14 protein-coding genes and 1 tRNA gene are annotated in these 15,683 nt (G+C 40.7%); 12 read left to right on the plus strand and 3 right to left on the minus strand.

Annotated features, from left to right (window positions below; translation table 11 throughout):
* Nucleotides 1-210 precede the first annotated feature (210 nt).
* The 3 genes from ACTNB8_RS14975 (at nt 211) to ACTNB8_RS14985 (ending at nt 2,397) form a co-directional block, all read left to right on the plus strand.
* Nucleotides 211-1,041, plus strand: coding sequence for a SpoIID/LytB domain-containing protein (locus tag ACTNB8_RS14975; protein ID WP_441055923.1), 831 nt, complete (start codon nt 211-213; stop codon nt 1,039-1,041).
* Nucleotides 1,042-1,111: 70 nt separating this feature from the next.
* Nucleotides 1,112-1,915 carry a peptidoglycan DD-metalloendopeptidase family protein gene (locus tag ACTNB8_RS14980; RefSeq protein ID WP_441055924.1) on the plus strand — a complete coding sequence of 268 codons (804 nt, stop codon included), beginning with the start codon at nt 1,112-1,114 and terminating at the stop codon, nt 1,913-1,915.
* A 230-nt stretch (nt 1,916-2,145) separates the two neighbouring features.
* Nucleotides 2,146-2,397, plus strand: a complete 252-nt coding sequence (locus tag ACTNB8_RS14985; RefSeq protein WP_441055925.1) for a GIY-YIG nuclease family protein — start codon at nt 2,146-2,148, stop codon at nt 2,395-2,397.
* Nucleotides 2,398-2,443: 46 nt separating this feature from the next.
* Here ACTNB8_RS14985 and trhA read toward each other — a convergent pair whose 3' ends face one another.
* Nucleotides 2,444-3,121, minus strand: coding sequence for a PAQR family membrane homeostasis protein TrhA (gene trhA, locus ACTNB8_RS14990; protein ID WP_441055926.1), 678 nt, complete (start codon nt 3,119-3,121; stop codon nt 2,444-2,446).
* 275 nt (nt 3,122-3,396) lie between these two features.
* Here trhA and ACTNB8_RS14995 point away from each other — a divergent pair, with 275 nt between their 5' ends.
* Nucleotides 3,397-3,945, plus strand: coding sequence for a stage V sporulation T C-terminal domain-containing protein (locus ACTNB8_RS14995; protein ID WP_441055927.1), 549 nt, complete (start codon nt 3,397-3,399; stop codon nt 3,943-3,945).
* 84 nt (nt 3,946-4,029) lie between these two features.
* Here the strand turns inward: ACTNB8_RS14995 and ACTNB8_RS15000 are convergent, their stop codons facing one another.
* Together ACTNB8_RS15000 and ACTNB8_RS15005 are read right to left on the minus strand one after the other, a co-directional pair.
* Nucleotides 4,030-5,061, minus strand: coding sequence for a 3-deoxy-7-phosphoheptulonate synthase (locus tag ACTNB8_RS15000; RefSeq protein WP_441055928.1), 1,032 nt, complete (start codon nt 5,059-5,061; stop codon nt 4,030-4,032).
* Between the two features lie 133 nt (nt 5,062-5,194).
* Nucleotides 5,195-6,658, minus strand: a complete 1,464-nt coding sequence (locus ACTNB8_RS15005; protein ID WP_441055929.1) for a nicotinate phosphoribosyltransferase — start codon at nt 6,656-6,658, stop codon at nt 5,195-5,197.
* Nucleotides 6,659-6,892: 234 nt separating this feature from the next.
* Here ACTNB8_RS15005 and ACTNB8_RS15010 point away from each other — a divergent pair.
* The 8 genes from ACTNB8_RS15010 (at nt 6,893) to ACTNB8_RS15045 (ending at nt 15,535) form a co-directional block, all read left to right on the plus strand.
* A tRNA-Gln gene (locus tag ACTNB8_RS15010) sits at nt 6,893-6,964 on the plus strand.
* Between the two features lie 124 nt (nt 6,965-7,088).
* Entirely contained in the window at nt 7,089-7,814 is a 726-nt protein-coding gene (locus ACTNB8_RS15015) for an acyl-[acyl-carrier-protein] thioesterase (protein ID WP_441055930.1), read from the plus strand.
* Nucleotides 7,815-7,829: 15 nt separating this feature from the next.
* The gene (locus ACTNB8_RS15020) at nt 7,830-8,675 is read left to right on the plus strand and encodes a CvfB family protein (protein ID WP_296158303.1); all 846 of its coding nucleotides are present in this window, start codon (nt 7,830-7,832) and stop codon (nt 8,673-8,675) included.
* Nucleotides 8,676-8,686: 11 nt separating this feature from the next.
* Complete coding sequence (locus ACTNB8_RS15025; RefSeq protein WP_441055931.1) at nt 8,687-12,154, plus strand: DNA polymerase III subunit alpha; 3,468 nt, start codon at nt 8,687-8,689, stop codon at nt 12,152-12,154.
* A gap of 125 nt (nt 12,155-12,279) precedes the next feature.
* Nucleotides 12,280-13,269 (plus strand): 6-phosphofructokinase, encoded by a 990-nt coding sequence (gene pfkA / locus ACTNB8_RS15030; protein ID WP_441055932.1) that lies wholly within the window; start codon nt 12,280-12,282, stop codon nt 13,267-13,269.
* An 83-nt stretch (nt 13,270-13,352) separates the two neighbouring features.
* Entirely contained in the window at nt 13,353-14,129 is a 777-nt protein-coding gene (locus ACTNB8_RS15035) for a TrmH family RNA methyltransferase (RefSeq protein ID WP_296158300.1), read from the plus strand.
* Nucleotides 14,130-14,133: 4 nt separating this feature from the next.
* The gene (locus ACTNB8_RS15040; RefSeq protein WP_441055933.1) at nt 14,134-14,589 is read left to right on the plus strand and encodes an NfeD family protein; all 456 of its coding nucleotides are present in this window, start codon (nt 14,134-14,136) and stop codon (nt 14,587-14,589) included.
* 1 nt (nt 14,590) lies between these two features.
* Nucleotides 14,591-15,535 carry an SPFH domain-containing protein gene (locus ACTNB8_RS15045; protein WP_296158298.1) on the plus strand — a complete coding sequence of 315 codons (945 nt, stop codon included), beginning with the start codon at nt 14,591-14,593 and terminating at the stop codon, nt 15,533-15,535.
* Nucleotides 15,536-15,683 lie beyond the last annotated feature (148 nt).

The following is a 15,683-nucleotide window of genomic DNA, read 5'->3' on the forward strand; positions in this document are numbered from 1 at the left end:
TCGTGCCATAAAATCCATAATTATTCACATATTTTCAAGGTACATACTTTTGCTAACTAAAATTCAATTTTTCTAAAAAACTACTTGATTTTTATATAGTTAGCTCCAAAATTTTTTTCAATTATATACTGAATCATACATCATGTCAAAATTGATTATAATATGGTTGGGAAAAACATATATTAGGATAAACAAATTATGGGGAAATTTATGAAAAAAAAGAACCAGTATTTTGTTTATACGATATCAGGTATGTGGCTCATTCCATATTTGCTGACTGTAGCCGTGAATGGAATGGATACAGTTTTTATGAAAAAAGAGCCTGGTATAGAAGAAGTTCTGCCAGTGATTGTTTCGTTTCAAATTTCAGATGAGTATGAAGATGAGACGCTGGCTGCGCAGTCAGTTGTGGCGCGCAGCAATCTTTACAGGAAAATTGAACAGAAAGAAAAGACCTGGGATATGGTAAGTGAATTATATGATGAATCAGCGCAGTGGACTATGGTACATAATCTTTTTCGTTATGAAAATGCTGTTGAAGAGACGAAGGACCATGTGCTGACTGTAGAAGGTGAGTTGAAACTGGTTCCTTATCATGAAATGAGTGCCGGAAAAACAAGAGATGGACAGGAAGTATTACATAATTCAGAATACAGTTATCTGAAGAGCGTTGAAAGCAACACAGACAAAGATTCAGCTGATTATCTAAGCAGTATATATGTATCTGAACAACAGATGCCAGAGGAACTAAAAGTAAATGAGAGGGACAGTTCCGGGTATGTATTAAGTATGACAGCAGATGAAAATATTCTGGAGGGAGAGGCTTTTTCCAGTGGACTGGGACTGGTATCATCAAATTTCAGTATGCAGAACCTGGGAAATCAGGTTCGCTTTTTATGTAAGGGAAAAGGTCATGGACTGGGATTTTCACAATACGGAGGAAACGAGATGGCGAAAGAAGGAAATAACTGGAAAGAGATACTGGAGAAGTATTTTCCTGAAATGGAAATTACTGTTTATAATGAAGAAAATAAAGTATAAGTGTAACTGAATACTTTTGTACATTCTGGACACCCTATAAATACAAAATGTAAATAGAGGTGAAAGGAATATGACGAAAAACAAAATCGCAAGGTATGTTGCAAACACAGCGCTTTTTGCAGTTCTTGCTGCTGCGGGAATTGGTGTATATCAGCTTGGAACGGCGCCACTTGATGAAACAAAGATACAGGATGAAGCTTCTGATGAAATTGATGCAGAAGAGAGTGAAGATGTAACAGAGGAAGAGTCTGTTAAGGCAGAAGTAAGCCAGACAGATGCAGATCAGGAATCTGCAAATACAAATGCTGCAGATGCGGAAAAAGTGTCTGGAGCGGAAGAAAACTCTCAGATTCAGGAAGAAACAGAGCAGCCAGTCAGTCAGGAAACTACAGATGCAAATTCTGTTGAAGAGACAGCTGCAGAAGTTTCTGCAAATGCAGTTGCGTCACCGAAATTAAATTTTTCGGAAGATACATTAATGGACTGGCCGGTAAATGGTTCTGTCCTTCTTGATTATAATATGGATCAGACGGTCTATTTTCCAACGCTGGATCAGTATAAACTAAGCCCGGCAATTGCTGTAGGGGCAGTGGAGGGAGCTCCTGTAACTTCTTCAGTAAAAGGAACAGTATATTCTGTTGAAGAAGATCCCCAGACAGGAACTACATTGACAATGGAACTGGGAAGTGGATATCAGGCAATATACGGTCAGCTGAAAGATGTTACGGTTTCTGAGGGCGAGACGGTGGAAAAAGGAACTGTTATCGGATACATTAATGCGCCTACCAAATATTACAGTAATGAAGGAAGCAATCTTTATTTTGCGATGAAGAAAAATGGCGAGCCCATTGATCCGATTGCATATCTTCCGTAGTCATTCTATTCACAAATAAACGGTTTCAACGTATAATAAAGCAGGTGGGAATGAAAATTCGCAGTCGGTATTCTCCTACCTGCTTTATTTTTGAAAAAATACTATTATAGGACCGGCTGCTTTTTATAGAATCAGACAGCTGTTGAATGGAAACGAGTTGTTGTGAACGAAATGAGCAGCAACGAGACAACAGTTGTCTTTACATAAATACATACAGAAAGTGAAAGAAAATGAATTATACTTATATAGTTCAATGTGCAGACGGAACTCTTTATACAGGGTGGACAACCAATGTTATGAGGCGTTTGAAAGAACATAATGAGGGAAAAGCAGGTGCAAAATATACACGGGCAAAAAGACCCGTGAACCTGGTTTATTATGAAGGGTACGAAACAAAAGAAGAGGCAATGCGGCGTGAATATGCAATTAAGCAGCTTACAAGAAAAGAAAAACTTGAACTTATAGAAATGTACGGGGAATAAGTTATCCACAGAAACTGATAAGAGATAATAAGAAATCCACCGTGCCTCACAGAGGCATGGTGGAAATAAAGAAGTACATCAGGATAAAGTGGCAGGCACTTCCAAACATAATGAAGACGTGGAAGATTTCATGCGAACCGAAATTACGGTGACGTGCATTAAATAATGGAAGTTTAAGTCCATAAATGATACCGCCGACTGTATAGATAATACCGCCGGCCAGAAGCCATCCGAAACCTGCTCTTGGGAGGGAGTTAAAGATTGGGACAAAAGCCAGCACACAAAGCCAGCCCATTCCGATATAAAGTACTGAGGACAGCCATTTCGGGCAGGTGATCCACAGACCCTTAAGAAGAATTCCCAGAAGGGCTATACTCCATACAAGGGCGCAGAGGATATATCCGGTTCTGTTATGAAGTGCAATCAGGCATACAGGTGTATAGCTTCCTGCGATCATAACAAAGATCATCATGTGGTCCATTTTGCGGAGGCGTCTGTTGACTTTTTCTGTAGAATCTACGGAGTGATAGATTGTACTTGCCGAATACAGCAGGATCATAGTAAGGATAAAGACTGCAAGTGCGGCAATGTGTATGGGAGCATCTTCACCGGATGCGGCTTTTATAAGAAGGGGAGCAGTACCGGCAACTGCAAGTAACACGGCAATACCATGAGTGATGGCACTCCAGGGATCTTTTAATTTAAGTTTAAATGTTTTTAACATCAGAAACGCCTCCAATCAATATGTCTGTGATAAATGTGTTATGTAGTAATCAAAACTACATATTAAGTATATGACAACTATATACCAAAAATACATGAATGTCAAATATAAAATAAACGGTCTGATAGATGAAAACAAACCATTAGTGTTACTGTTTGCAGGAACGTATAATCTTTCCATTTTTCCACATAATAACCATATAAATATAACTGCAGAAAATAAAAAAGATAAACGCAAATTGTGGAAAAAAGTAAAGTCAGGAGGAAATACGGATTATGAAAGCAACAGGAATTGTCCGCCGGATCGATGATCTGGGAAGAGTGGTAATCCCAAAAGAAATACGCAAAACGCTCAGAATTAAAGAAGGAACTCCGATGGAGATATATACGGACAGACAGGGAGAGATTATTCTGAAAAAATATTCTCCGATCGGTGAGCTGGATATTTTTGCAAAAGAATATACAGAAGCACTGTTTCAGACAACTGGTTTTACTGTATGTATTACGGACAGGGATCAGGTTGTGGCAGCGGCAGGCCCGGGAAGTCGTGAATTGACTGGTAAAAGCATCAGCCGTGAACTGGAAAAGGTGATTGCAGAAAGGAGCACAAAAAGTTTTAATGCAGGAGAAAGGAAAAAAATTCCTATTACAGAAAATCAGAAAGAAATGAGAAACAGCGGAATTATTCAGCCGGTTGTCAGCTCCAGTGATGCAATCGGAGCGGTTATTCTGATAGGAAAGAATGAAAGAGATATTATAGGAAATGCTGAAAGAATGCTGGTACAGACAGCAGCAGGATTCCTTGGAAAACAGATAGAACAGTAAAAAAATCCCCGAAGTTTTCATATGTGAATGATCACAGAAGAAAATTTCGGGGTTTTCTGTTCAGGTTTAATTTTAAATGTTATATCAGCATTTTTCAGCTATTTCGTAAATCAGACGTTCTGTATCTTCCCAACCCAGGCATGGGTCTGTAATAGAGCAGCCAGGAGTCATATGGTCACTGATATCCTGACGGCCTTCAAGAAGATAGCTTTCGATCATAACACCTTTGACCAGTTTTTTGAGATCCGGATTGTAGTTACGGCTATGAAGAACTTCTGTAACAATACGAATCTGTTCTTTGAACTGTTTATTGGAGTTAGAATGATTAGCATCTACGATAACTGCCGGGTTTTTGAGATCTTTTTGTGCATATAATGAGGACAGTTTCATCAGATCTTCGTAATGATAATTAGGGATAGTCTGACCATACTGATTGACACCACCACGGAGAATTGTGTGTGCCAGATCATTTCCGGAAGTTTCTACATCACAGCCTCTGTAAATGAAGTGATGTGGATGCTGGGCTGCAGTGACTGAGTTAAGCATAACAGAAAGGTCACCACAAGTCGGATTTTTCATTCCGACGGGAATATCCATTCCACTTGCTGTGAGGCGGTGCTGCTGGTTTTCTACAGAACGTGCGCCAACTGCTTCATAGGAAAGAATATCGTCCAGGTAGCTGCGGTTTTCCGGGTAAAGCATTTCATCAGCTGAAGAAAGTCCTGTTTCACGCATAACTCGCATGTGGAGTTTGCGGATTGCAATGATACCTGCAAGAAGGTCAGGAGCTTTATCTGGATCCGGCTGGTGAAGCATTCCTTTATATCCATCACCTGTAGTACGGGGTTTGTTAGTATAAACTCTTGGAATGATCATAAGCTTGTCGGAAACTTTGTCCGCGACTGTTTTGAGGCGGCTTACATATTCACAGACGGTATCTTCGTTATCTGCGGAACAGGGACCTACAAGTACGATAAATTTGTCAGATTCACCGGTAAAAATTTGGCGGATTTCCTGATCACGAAGCTGCTTGGCTTTTTTTAATTCCGCATCCAGAGGATATTCTGCTTTTAACACCTCCGGAAGCGGAAGTTCATGATTGATTTTGATTGACATAAATTATTTCCTCCATATATATCACACATACTGAGTGTTTTTTTCCTCACTTAGTATAGCATGATGTTATATGAAATTCCAGTACTTTAACACTTTAAATTGACAAATGTTTCTAATAATTTGTTTCACATAATCAATCCAGAGTTTTCTCGCTCATCTCTTCAAGAAGATTTTTCTTCAGGTCATAAAGTTTCTGAGAAAGGTCTACATAAACCTTCTGAGGGTTGACAAGGCGGCGGGATTCATCCCACAGGGTGTTCTGCTCCTGTTTACAGTATTCACGAATATCCATAACTGCAGGGGAAGTATAAACTCGCTGGCCTTTTTTTACAATTGGGACAAGAAGTTCCCGAAGCTCATAAGTTCCGCCGAGAACTTTCGTCTTTTTCCAGGTGTCAACAGGGTCAAAGATGACCATTGTCTCTTCCGGATCAAAAGTTTCATCTGTAAGGCAGATCAAATCAGCTTTAATCTTTCCGGTGGATTTGCTGTAGATACGATATACAGTCTTGTTTCCTGGGTTTGTGACTTTTTCGGTGTTTTCGGAAAGTTTGATCTTAGGTGTAAAAGTACTGCTTCCGGCATCTTTAACTGCAGCAAGTTTATAAACACCGCCAAATGCAGGGTTATCTTTGCTTGTGATGAGGTTGGTTCCAACACCCCAGGAATTAATTTTGGCATCCTGACTCTTAAGGCTGTCGATAAGATATTCGTCAAGATCACTGGAGGCAGAAATTGTTGCATCATCAAAACCGGCAGCAGCGAGCATTTTGTATGCTTCTTTGGAAAGATATGCAAGGTCACCGCTGTCGATGCGGATTCCATAATGAGTAAGTTTAACGCCTTCCTCGCGCATTTCCTCAAATACGCGAATTGCATTTGGAACGCCGGATTTCAGTACATCGTAGGTATCTACCAGAAGTGTACAGGAATTCGGATACATTTTGGCATAGGTTTTGAATGCTGTATATTCATCAGGGAAACTCATGATCCAGCTATGGGCGTGAGTTCCAAGTACAGGAACATCAAACATCTGACCAGTAAGAACATTGGAAGTACCGGCACATCCACCGATCACTGCGGCACGGGCACCATAAATACCGGCGTCCGGTCCCTGGGCACGGCGAAGTCCGAATTCCATGATTCCGTCTCCACGTGCGGCATAACATACTCTGGCTGCTTTGGTTGCAATAAGACTCTGATGATTGATGATATTCAGAATTGCTGTTTCTACCAGCTGAGCTTCCATAATAGGTGCAATGACTTTTACGAGAGGTTCTCGTGGAAAAACAACAGTTCCTTCCGGAATTGCATAAATATCACCTGTGAAACGGAATGTGCTCAGATATTCCAGAAAATCTTCTTCGAAGATATTAAGACTGCGTAAATATTCGATATCTTCTTCTGAGAAGTGAAGACCTTCAATATATTCAATCATCTGTTCAAGGCCGGCAGTAATGGCAAAGCTGCCACCACAGGGATTGGTGCGATAGAACATATCAAAAATAACTGTCTGGTTAGTAGGGTTTTTGAAATAACCCTGCATCATGGTTAATTCATATAAATCAGTGAGCAGGGTCAGATTATTTGCTCTCATCTAGTTTCTCCTTTTCTGTGTCAGAAAAAATTATCAGATATAGGAGCATTATACCATTATTGTCGGTATTCGGCACTAAAATTTTATAGAACCTTAATATTCAATAGAGAGTGAAATTTACTTAAAAATAATAAATTTAAATTTTTTAAAAAAATTTGAAAAAAGGGGTTGCTTTTTTCTGAGACATATAATATAATACCATTTGTCGCGAGTGATAAACAAGCGATTGAATGAAGGGCTATCGCCAAACGGTAAGGCAACGGACTCTGACTCCGTCAGTTCAAGGTTCGAATCCTTGTAGCCCTGCTAAGTGGAGCACCTCGGAAGAGGTGCTTTTTTTGTTGCAAAAAAGATGGAATCCAAAAAGAAAAAATGATAAACTGTAAAAGACATTGTAAGACATTTATATTTATAAAGGAAGAGAATAATTATGCCATATAGTTTTGAAGGTAGAGTACGATACAGTGAAACAGGAGAAAACGGGTTTCTCACACTGCCCGGTATTTTGAATTATTTTCAGGATTGCAGTACTTTCCAGTCTGAAGAAGTGGGGCTTGGAATAGAAGAACTGAAAAGAAGAAAGAGATTCTGGGTTTTGTCCGCATGGCAGGTAATTGTAAACCGCTATCCGGGACTTGGAGAGAAGATAAAGACTTCAACCTGGGCATATGGTTTCCGGGGATTCATGGGGCTGAGAAACTTCACCATGGACACAGAAAACGGAGAGCGACTTGCGTATGCAAATACATTTTGGACATATATAAATGCGGAAAACGGACTTCCTGTAAAGCTTACACCGGAAGATACAAAGGGATATGAGAATCCGGATGAAACCATGGAAAAAAAACTGGATATGGATTATGCGCCCCGAAAGATCATACTTCCCGGAGAATGCAGAAAAGAAGAGCCATTTACAGTGCAGAAACATCATCTGGATACGAATCATCATGTAAATAACTGTCAGTATGTGCGTATGGCAATGGATTATCTTCCTGCGGATTTTCAGATATATCAAATGAGGGCAGAGTATAAGCAGCAGGCAAGACTTCACAACACAATCTGCCCGATGAAGGAAACAGAAGAGAACAAAACAACAATATTATTGAATGATACTGAAAATGAACCATATGCAGTGGTTGAATTTATAAGAAAATAAACTGGAGGATTTTTTATGATCGAATTAGGAAAGAAACAGACTCTTCAGGTAGTGAAATCTGTGGATTTTGGAATATATCTGGCTGAAGACATGCATGCAGATACGAAACATCAGGTACTGCTTCCTGCAAAACAGGTACCGGCAGGAACTTCTACAGGTGACAGTCTGGAAGTATTTATTTACAAAGATTCCAGAGACCGTCTTATCGCAACAACAAATGAACCGCTGCTTACAGTTGGGGAAGCAGGACTTCTTAAGGTTAAACAGGTAACAAAGATCGGAGCATTTCTTGACTGGGGACTCGAAAAGGATCTTCTTCTGCCATATCATGAACAGACAACCCGTATTTTTGAGGGACAGGAATGTCTGGTGGCTGTTTATGTGGATAAGAGCAGCAGACTTTGTGCAACAATGAAAGTATATCCATATCTTTCTACGGAAACACCATATAAAGAAGGTGATCATGTAAGGGGAAGAGTTTATCAGATCAGTGATAATTTTGGCGTGTTTGTTGCAGTTGATAATAAATATTCTGCATTGATTCCTGCAAAAGAAGCATCAGGAAAATATCGTCCGGGAACTGTTATGGATCTGCGTGTGACTAAGGTCCGTGAAGATGGAAAAATGAATGTAAGTGATCGACAGGAAGCATATCTCCAGATTAATGAAGATGCGGAAAATGTACTTGAAGTAATCGAAGAGTTTGCAGGAGTCCTTCCATTTGATGACAAAGCTTCTCCGGAAGTGATTAAAAGAGAATTTGGTCTTAGTAAAAACGCATTTAAACGTGCTGTGGGACACCTTTTAAAGGAAGGAAAAGTAGAGATTAAAGACAGACGGATATACCTTGTTAAAAAGTAAAGGATGAGATTATGAATTTTACACATCTTCATGTGCATACAGAATACAGCCTTCTGGATGGTTCAAACAAGATCAAGGAATATGTGGAACGGGTAAAAGAACTTGGAATGGACAGTGCAGCCATCACAGACCATGGAGTTATGTATGGTGTTATTGATTTTTACAGAGCTGCAAGAGCTGCAGGAATCAACCCCATTCTTGGATGTGAAGTTTATGTAGCCCCAGGTTCCCGATTTGACCGTGAAGCAGGAAGCGGAGATGACAGATACTATCATCTCGTATTGCTTGCAGAGAACAATCAGGGCTACAGTAATCTGATGAAAATTGTATCAAAGGGATTTGTAGAGGGATTTTATTATAAGCCGAGGGTGGATCTTGAACTTCTCGAGAAATATCATGAGGGGATTATTGCATTGAGTGCCTGTCTGGCTGGTGAAGTGGCAAGATTTCTGACAAGAGGAATGTATGAAGATGCAAAAGCTGCTGCACTCAGATATCAGGATATTTTTGGAAAGGGAAATTTTTTCCTGGAACTTCAGGATCATGGGATACCTGAACAGCAGAATGTAAATCAGCAGCTTCTGAAAATGCATCGTGAGACAGGCATTGACCTGGTAGCGACAAATGATGTTCATTATACACTGGCAGAAGATGCGCAGCCTCACGATGTACTTCTTTGTCTGCAGACAGGAAAAAAACTGGCAGATACGGATCGTATGCGCTATGAGGGTGGTCAGTATTACGTAAAATCTCCGGAAGAAATGGCGAAGCTTTTTCCATATGCACCTGAAGCACTGGAAAACACTCACAAAATTGCACAGCGCTGTCATGTGGAAATTGAATTTGGAGTTACCAAACTTCCGAAATTCGGAGTGCCGGAGGGATATACTTCCTGGGAGTATTTAAATGAACTTTGTTTCAAAGGCCTGGAAGAAAGGTATCAGCCGGTAACAGATGAGCTGAAGGAACGTCTGACATATGAGCTTACCACGATCAAAAACATGGGATATGTGGATTACTTCCTTATTGTATGGGATTTTATCAAGTATGCCAGAGATCATGATATTATGGTAGGACCAGGACGAGGATCAGCGGCAGGAAGTCTTGTTGCATATACGCTGGGAATCACACAGCTTGATCCTATCAGATATGATCTTCTGTTTGAAAGATTCCTGAATCCTGAGCGAGTATCAATGCCGGATATTGATGTGGATTTTTGTTTCGAGCGACGCCAGGAAGTCATTGATTATGTAAGACGTAAATATGGAGATGACTGTGTCGTTCAGATCGTTACTTTTGGTACACTTGCAGCAAGAGGTGTTATCCGTGATGTAGGACGTGTGATGGATATGCCGTATGCGCAGGTGGATGTGATTGCGAAAATGATTCCGCAGGAACTGAATATCACGATTGATAAGGCACTTACAATGAATCCGGAGCTGAAGAAAGTATATGAGGAACAGCAGGATATTCATGAACTGATCGATACAGCAAAACGTCTGGAGGGACTTCCACGCCATACTTCCATGCATGCGGCAGGTGTTGTGATCAGCCAGAAAGATGTTTCTGAGTATGTGCCATTATCAAGAGCACAGGATGGTTCAATTGTTACACAGTTTACAATGACGACATTGGAAGAACTGGGACTTCTGAAGATGGATTTCCTGGGGCTTCGTACCCTGACTGTTATTCAGAATGCAGTACACCTGGTAGAGCAGGATACTGGCGTAAAGCTGGATATGCAGCATATAGATTATGATGATAAAAAAGTTCTTGATTCGCTTGGAACGGGGCGTTCTGATGGAGTGTTCCAGCTGGAAAGTGCAGGAATGAAGAACTTCATGAAGGAACTCAAACCGCAGAGCCTTGAAGATGTGATCGCCGGAATTTCGCTGTATCGACCGGGACCGATGGATTTTATTCCACAGTATATCCGTGGAAAAAACCGTCCGGATACCATACGTTATGACTGCCCGCAGCTGGAACCAATTTTAAAACCTACTTATGGATGTATTGTTTACCAGGAGCAGGTTATGCAGATTGTCCGTAATCTTGCAGGATATACGCTTGGACGAAGTGACCTTGTGCGGCGTGCGATGTCCAAAAAGAAAGCTGCGGTTATGGAAAAAGAACGTCAGAATTTTGTTTACGGAAATGAAGAAGAGGGTGTTCCGGGATGCATTGCCAATGGAATTCCTGAACAGGTGGCAAACAAAATTTATGATGATATGATAGATTTTGCCAAGTATGCTTTTAACAAATCACATGCAGCTGCTTATGCAGTTGTTTCTTATCAGACAGCTTTCCTGAAATATTATTATCCGGTAGAATTTATGGCTGCGTTGATGACTTCTGTAATAGAAATGCCAAACAAAGTTGCTGAATATATTCAGGTATGCAGGCAGATGGGAATAAAAATTCTTCCACCGGATGTAAATCGTGGTGCTTATGGATTTTCGGTTGATAATGGAGCCATCCGATATGGACTTTCTGCGATTAAGAGTGTAGGAAGACCTGTGATCGAAGCACTGGTAAAAGAAAGAGAAGACAGAGGTGAATACAGATCTCTGAAAGATTTTATCGAAAGACTGACAGGAACTGTAAATAAGAGAGCCATCGAAAACTTTATCAAGGCAGGAGCACTGGATTGCCTTGAGGGAAACCGTCGACAGAAAATGATAGTGTATGGACAGATCGTTGACAGTATTGCGCAGGATAAGAAGAATTCTTTTGCAGGACAGATGAGTCTTTTTGACATTGTCAGTGAAGAAGACAAGAAAGATTTCGAAATCCGCATGCCGAATGTGGAGGAATATGATCCGGAAATGATACTTGCTTTTGAAAAAGATGTTCTTGGTATTTATCTGAGCGGACATCCACTGGAACGTTACAGAGGAATGATGGAAAAAATGATCACATCCAGAACAACAGATTTTCAGCCTGATGAAGAAAGTGGAATGCCAAAAGTCTATGATGGACAGAAAGCAATTGTTGGCGGTATGATCACGGATAAAACTATCAAATATACAAAAACTAACAAGGTCATGGCATTTCTGACGCTGGAAGATCTGGTAGGTACTGTTGAAATTGTAGTATTTCCACGGGATTATGAAAAGTGGCAGAATTATATCGGTGAAGAAGCAAAAGTTTTTATTCAGGGAAGAGTAAATGCAGAGGATGATAAGCCAAGCAAAATGATTCTTGAAAAAGTCAGATCTTTTGATGATATGCCGAAAGAAATATGGATTCAGTTCGCAGATAAAGCTGATTACAGCAGTAATGAAACTGAACTGCAGGAGCTTCTGAGGCAGAACAGAGGAACCTCGGCAGTTGTTATTTATCTGAAAGATGTGAAGGCTATGAAGCGTTTACCGGCCGGGTATCAGGTGCAGATAAGTGATGCGTTGCTGAGTGGTCTGAAGAAAAAATATGGAGAATCCAACGTTAAACTTGTGGAAAGAGTATTGAAAAACTTCTGAAAATGCTATACACTATAAACCGAATATGTGTAGAAAAGACTGTTACTGTGAACTATGAAAGCAGTAACAAAACAAGAAATGAATTCCTGTATAATATGGGAAGGCAGAAGATGGAGGAATGAATCATGGCAGAAAAAAAGATTAAAACCATCGGTGTACTTACGAGTGGTGGTGATGCACCGGGAATGAACGCAGCAATCCGTGCAGTTGTAAGACGTGGATTAAGCAGCGGACTGAATGTGAAGGGGATCTATAAAGGATACAATGGTCTTTTAAATGAAGAAATTGTAGACATGACTGCCAGAGATGTATCAGATACAATCGAACGTGGTGGTACAATCCTGTATACAGCAAGATGTGCTGAATTCCGTACACCGGAAGGCCAGGAACGTGGTGCTGAGATCTGCAGAAAACATGGTATTGATGGTCTGGTAGTTATTGGTGGAGACGGTTCTTTTGCCGGAGCTCAGAAGCTGGCAAATCTGGGAATCAACACAATCGGTGTTCCTGGAACTATTGACCTGGATATTGCATGTACAGAGTATACAATCGGATTTGACACCGCTGTAAATACAGCAATGGAAGCAATTGATAAAGTTCGTGATACTTCTACTTCTCATGAAAGATGCAGTATTATCGAAGTTATGGGACGTAATGCAGGATATCTTGCTATGTGGTGTGGTATCGCCAATGGTGCTGAAGATGTTCTGATTCCGGAAAAATATGATTATGATGAGCAGAAACTGATCAACAATATTATTGCCAGCCGTAAAGCAGGTAAGAAACATCATATTATCATAAATGCAGAAGGTATCGGTCATTCTGAAGCAATGGCAAGACGTATCGAAGCTGCAACAGGTATTGAAACACGTGCGACTATTCTGGGTCATATGCAGCGTGGTGGAAGCCCAACATGTAAAGACCGTGTATATGCATCTATGATGGGTGCACTTGCAGTAGATCTTCTCCTTGAAGGTAAATCCTGCCGTGTTGTTGGATACAGACATGGAGAGTTTGTTGATTTTGATATCAATGAAGCTCTTGCAATGCAGAAAGATGTATCTCCATATATGTGGGAAGTATGCAAATCTCTTTCTCATAATTATAAGAAATAATAAGGCAATATAAAAAAGCCAGTATAATTGCGGAGGTCACCATCAGGCGGCCTCCGTTCTGGAATAAGGGGAAATTTGTTTATATGATTACCAGCGTACAGAATACTCAGGTTAAAAATATCATAAAACTGAATCAGAAGGCAAAAGCCCGGAGGGAACAGAAACTTTTTGTAGCGGAAGGCAGAAAAATGTTTCAGGAAGCACCGGATTCATGGATAGAGAAAGTTTATGTATCCGAAAATCTTCTGGAAGATGAAGAAGTGATGGAGAAAGTTCGCAGATTTTCATGGGAGGCAGTTGAAAACTCTGTGTTTCGCCAGATGTGTGACACACAGACTCCGCAGGGGATTCTGACTGTGCTGAGACAGCCTTCTTATAATATAGAAGATATTTTTTCGGACAGAGAACCGTTGATCATGGTTCTTGAAGATCTGCAGGATCCGGGAAATGCCGGAACAATTATACGGACAGGAGAAGGGGCTGGTGTAAACGCTGTTTTTCTTACCAGAACATGTGTAGATATTACAAATCCCAAAGTAATCAGGGCTACAATGGGATCAGTTTACAGAATACCTTTTTTCTATGTGGAAGATGTGGTATCATTAAAGAAGAAACTCGAAGGAAAAGGAATCCGTTTTTTTGCAGCACATCTGCAGGGAAAGAATTCTTATGATCAGGAGTCATACCGGGCAGGAACAGCGTTTCTGATTGGAAATGAAGGAAAAGGACTGACAGAAGAGGCAGCCGGGGCAGCAGACTGTCTGATCCGAATTCCAATGTGTGGTCAGGTAGAGTCTCTTAATGCAGCTATGGCAGCAGGAATCCTTATGTATGAAGCAGCAAGACAGAGAAGGAGTTGAGTGAATGGAACCTTTAATGTGGCTGATAGTACTGGCTGTGCTTCTTGTGATAGAAGCTATCACAGTAGGCCTTACAACTATCTGGTTTGCAGGTGGTGCATTGCTTGCGGCGATTATCTCCTGGGCAGGAGGCGGAATTGCAGTACAGTGGTTTGCGTTTCTGATCTTATCATTAATTCTTCTGATTTTTACCAGACCGCTGGCGGTCAGATATATGAACCGTGGGGTATCTAAGACAAATGTAGAAAGCCTCATAGGAAAAAAAGCCGTGGTAATACAGAAGATTGATAATCTGGCGCAGACAGGTCAGGTCCGTATCAATGATATTGAATGGATGGCAAGGACAAAGCTGGATACAGAAACTATCCCGGAAAATTCAGTAGTAGTCATTGAGGCTGTACAGGGAGTGAAACTGATCGTCAAAAAAGAAACTTCAGGGAATGTAAAGGAGGAAAAGTAATATGGGTGGCATTATTTTTTTAGCAGTAATAATTGTGCTTGTACTGTGGGTTCTGGCATCATGTATCCGTATTGTGCCGCAGGCATATGCGATTGTTGTGGAACGACTTGGTGCATATAAGGAAACCTGGAATACGGGTATTCATTTTAAGACACCGTTTATTGACAGAGTAGCAAGAAGAGTAAATCTGAAGGAACAGGTTGTGGATTTTCCACCACAGCCGGTTATCACAAAAGATAATGTTACCATGCAGATTGATACAGTAGTATTTTTCCAGATCACAGATCCGAAGCTTTTTGCATATGGTGTGGAAAATCCTATCATGGCTATCGAAAATCTGTCTGCAACAACCCTCCGAAATATCATCGGTGATATGGAACTTGATGAAACACTTACTTCCCGTGAAGTGATCAATACCAAGATGAGAGCTTCTCTTGATGTGGCAACTGATCCATGGGGAATCAAAGTCAATCGAGTGGAACTGAAAAATATCATTCCTCCGGCTGCGATTCAGGAAGCCATGGAGAAACAGATGAAGGCAGAGCGTGAACGTCGAGAAGCAATTCTTATTGCAGAAGGTGAGAAGAAGTCCACGATTCTTGTTGCAGAAGGTAAAAAAGAATCTGCAATTCTTGATGCTGAGGCAGAAAAGCAGGCAGCGATCCTGAGAGCTGAAGCACAGAAAGAACGTATGATCAAAGAGGCAGAAGGCCAGGCAGAAGCTGTTATGAAAGTTCAGAAAGCAAATGCGGAAGGTATCCGTATGATCCGTGAGGCAGGTGCTGATCAGGCAGTGCTTACACTGAAGAGTCTGGAAGCTTTTGCAAAGGCAGCAGATGGCAAATCAACCAAGATCATTATTCCTTCAGAGATTCAGGGAATTGCAGGTCTGGCATCTTCACTGAAAGAAATTGTTACAGAAGAGAAGAAAGAAGATGTACAGTAACGATTAATATAATTAGCTGACAGATTCAGCAGAGTACAGAGTCCAGCGGTGTGATGTCAAGTGAGAAATGAATAATAAATCAAATATCTTTCATATATTTCACGAAGACAAAAAACACCCACCTAAGCCCTGTCGACCATGTTTTTTG

It is taken from the genome of Blautia sp. HCP28S3_G10 (assembly GCF_052065235.1).
Classification (GTDB): Bacteria; Bacillota; Clostridia; order Lachnospirales; family Lachnospiraceae; genus Blautia_A.

Excerpts from the sequence above, each read along its gene's own strand:
- trhA (WP_441055926.1), bottom strand. The coding sequence starts at position 3,121 with ATGTTAAAAACATTTAAACTTAAATTAAAAGATCCCTGGAGTGCCATC.
- ACTNB8_RS14980 (WP_441055924.1), top strand. The coding sequence starts at position 1,112 with ATGACGAAAAACAAAATCGCAAGGTATGTTGCAAACACAGCGCTTTTT.
- ACTNB8_RS15045 (WP_296158298.1), top strand. The coding sequence starts at position 14,591 with ATGGGTGGCATTATTTTTTTAGCAGTAATAATTGTGCTTGTACTGTGG.
- ACTNB8_RS15035 (WP_296158300.1), top strand. The coding sequence starts at position 13,353 with ATGATTACCAGCGTACAGAATACTCAGGTTAAAAATATCATAAAACTG.
- ACTNB8_RS15025 (WP_441055931.1), top strand. The coding sequence starts at position 8,687 with ATGAATTTTACACATCTTCATGTGCATACAGAATACAGCCTTCTGGAT.
- pfkA (WP_441055932.1), top strand. The coding sequence starts at position 12,280 with ATGGCAGAAAAAAAGATTAAAACCATCGGTGTACTTACGAGTGGTGGT.
- ACTNB8_RS15040 (WP_441055933.1), top strand. The coding sequence starts at position 14,134 with ATGGAACCTTTAATGTGGCTGATAGTACTGGCTGTGCTTCTTGTGATA.
- ACTNB8_RS14995 (WP_441055927.1), top strand. The coding sequence starts at position 3,397 with ATGAAAGCAACAGGAATTGTCCGCCGGATCGATGATCTGGGAAGAGTG.
- ACTNB8_RS15015 (WP_441055930.1), top strand. The coding sequence starts at position 7,089 with ATGCCATATAGTTTTGAAGGTAGAGTACGATACAGTGAAACAGGAGAA.
- ACTNB8_RS14985 (WP_441055925.1), top strand. The coding sequence starts at position 2,146 with ATGAATTATACTTATATAGTTCAATGTGCAGACGGAACTCTTTATACA.
- ACTNB8_RS15000 (WP_441055928.1), bottom strand. The coding sequence starts at position 5,061 with ATGTCAATCAAAATCAATCATGAACTTCCGCTTCCGGAGGTGTTAAAA.
- ACTNB8_RS15005 (WP_441055929.1), bottom strand. The coding sequence starts at position 6,658 with ATGAGAGCAAATAATCTGACCCTGCTCACTGATTTATATGAATTAACC.
- ACTNB8_RS15020 (WP_296158303.1), top strand. The coding sequence starts at position 7,830 with ATGATCGAATTAGGAAAGAAACAGACTCTTCAGGTAGTGAAATCTGTG.
- ACTNB8_RS14975 (WP_441055923.1), top strand. The coding sequence starts at position 211 with ATGAAAAAAAAGAACCAGTATTTTGTTTATACGATATCAGGTATGTGG.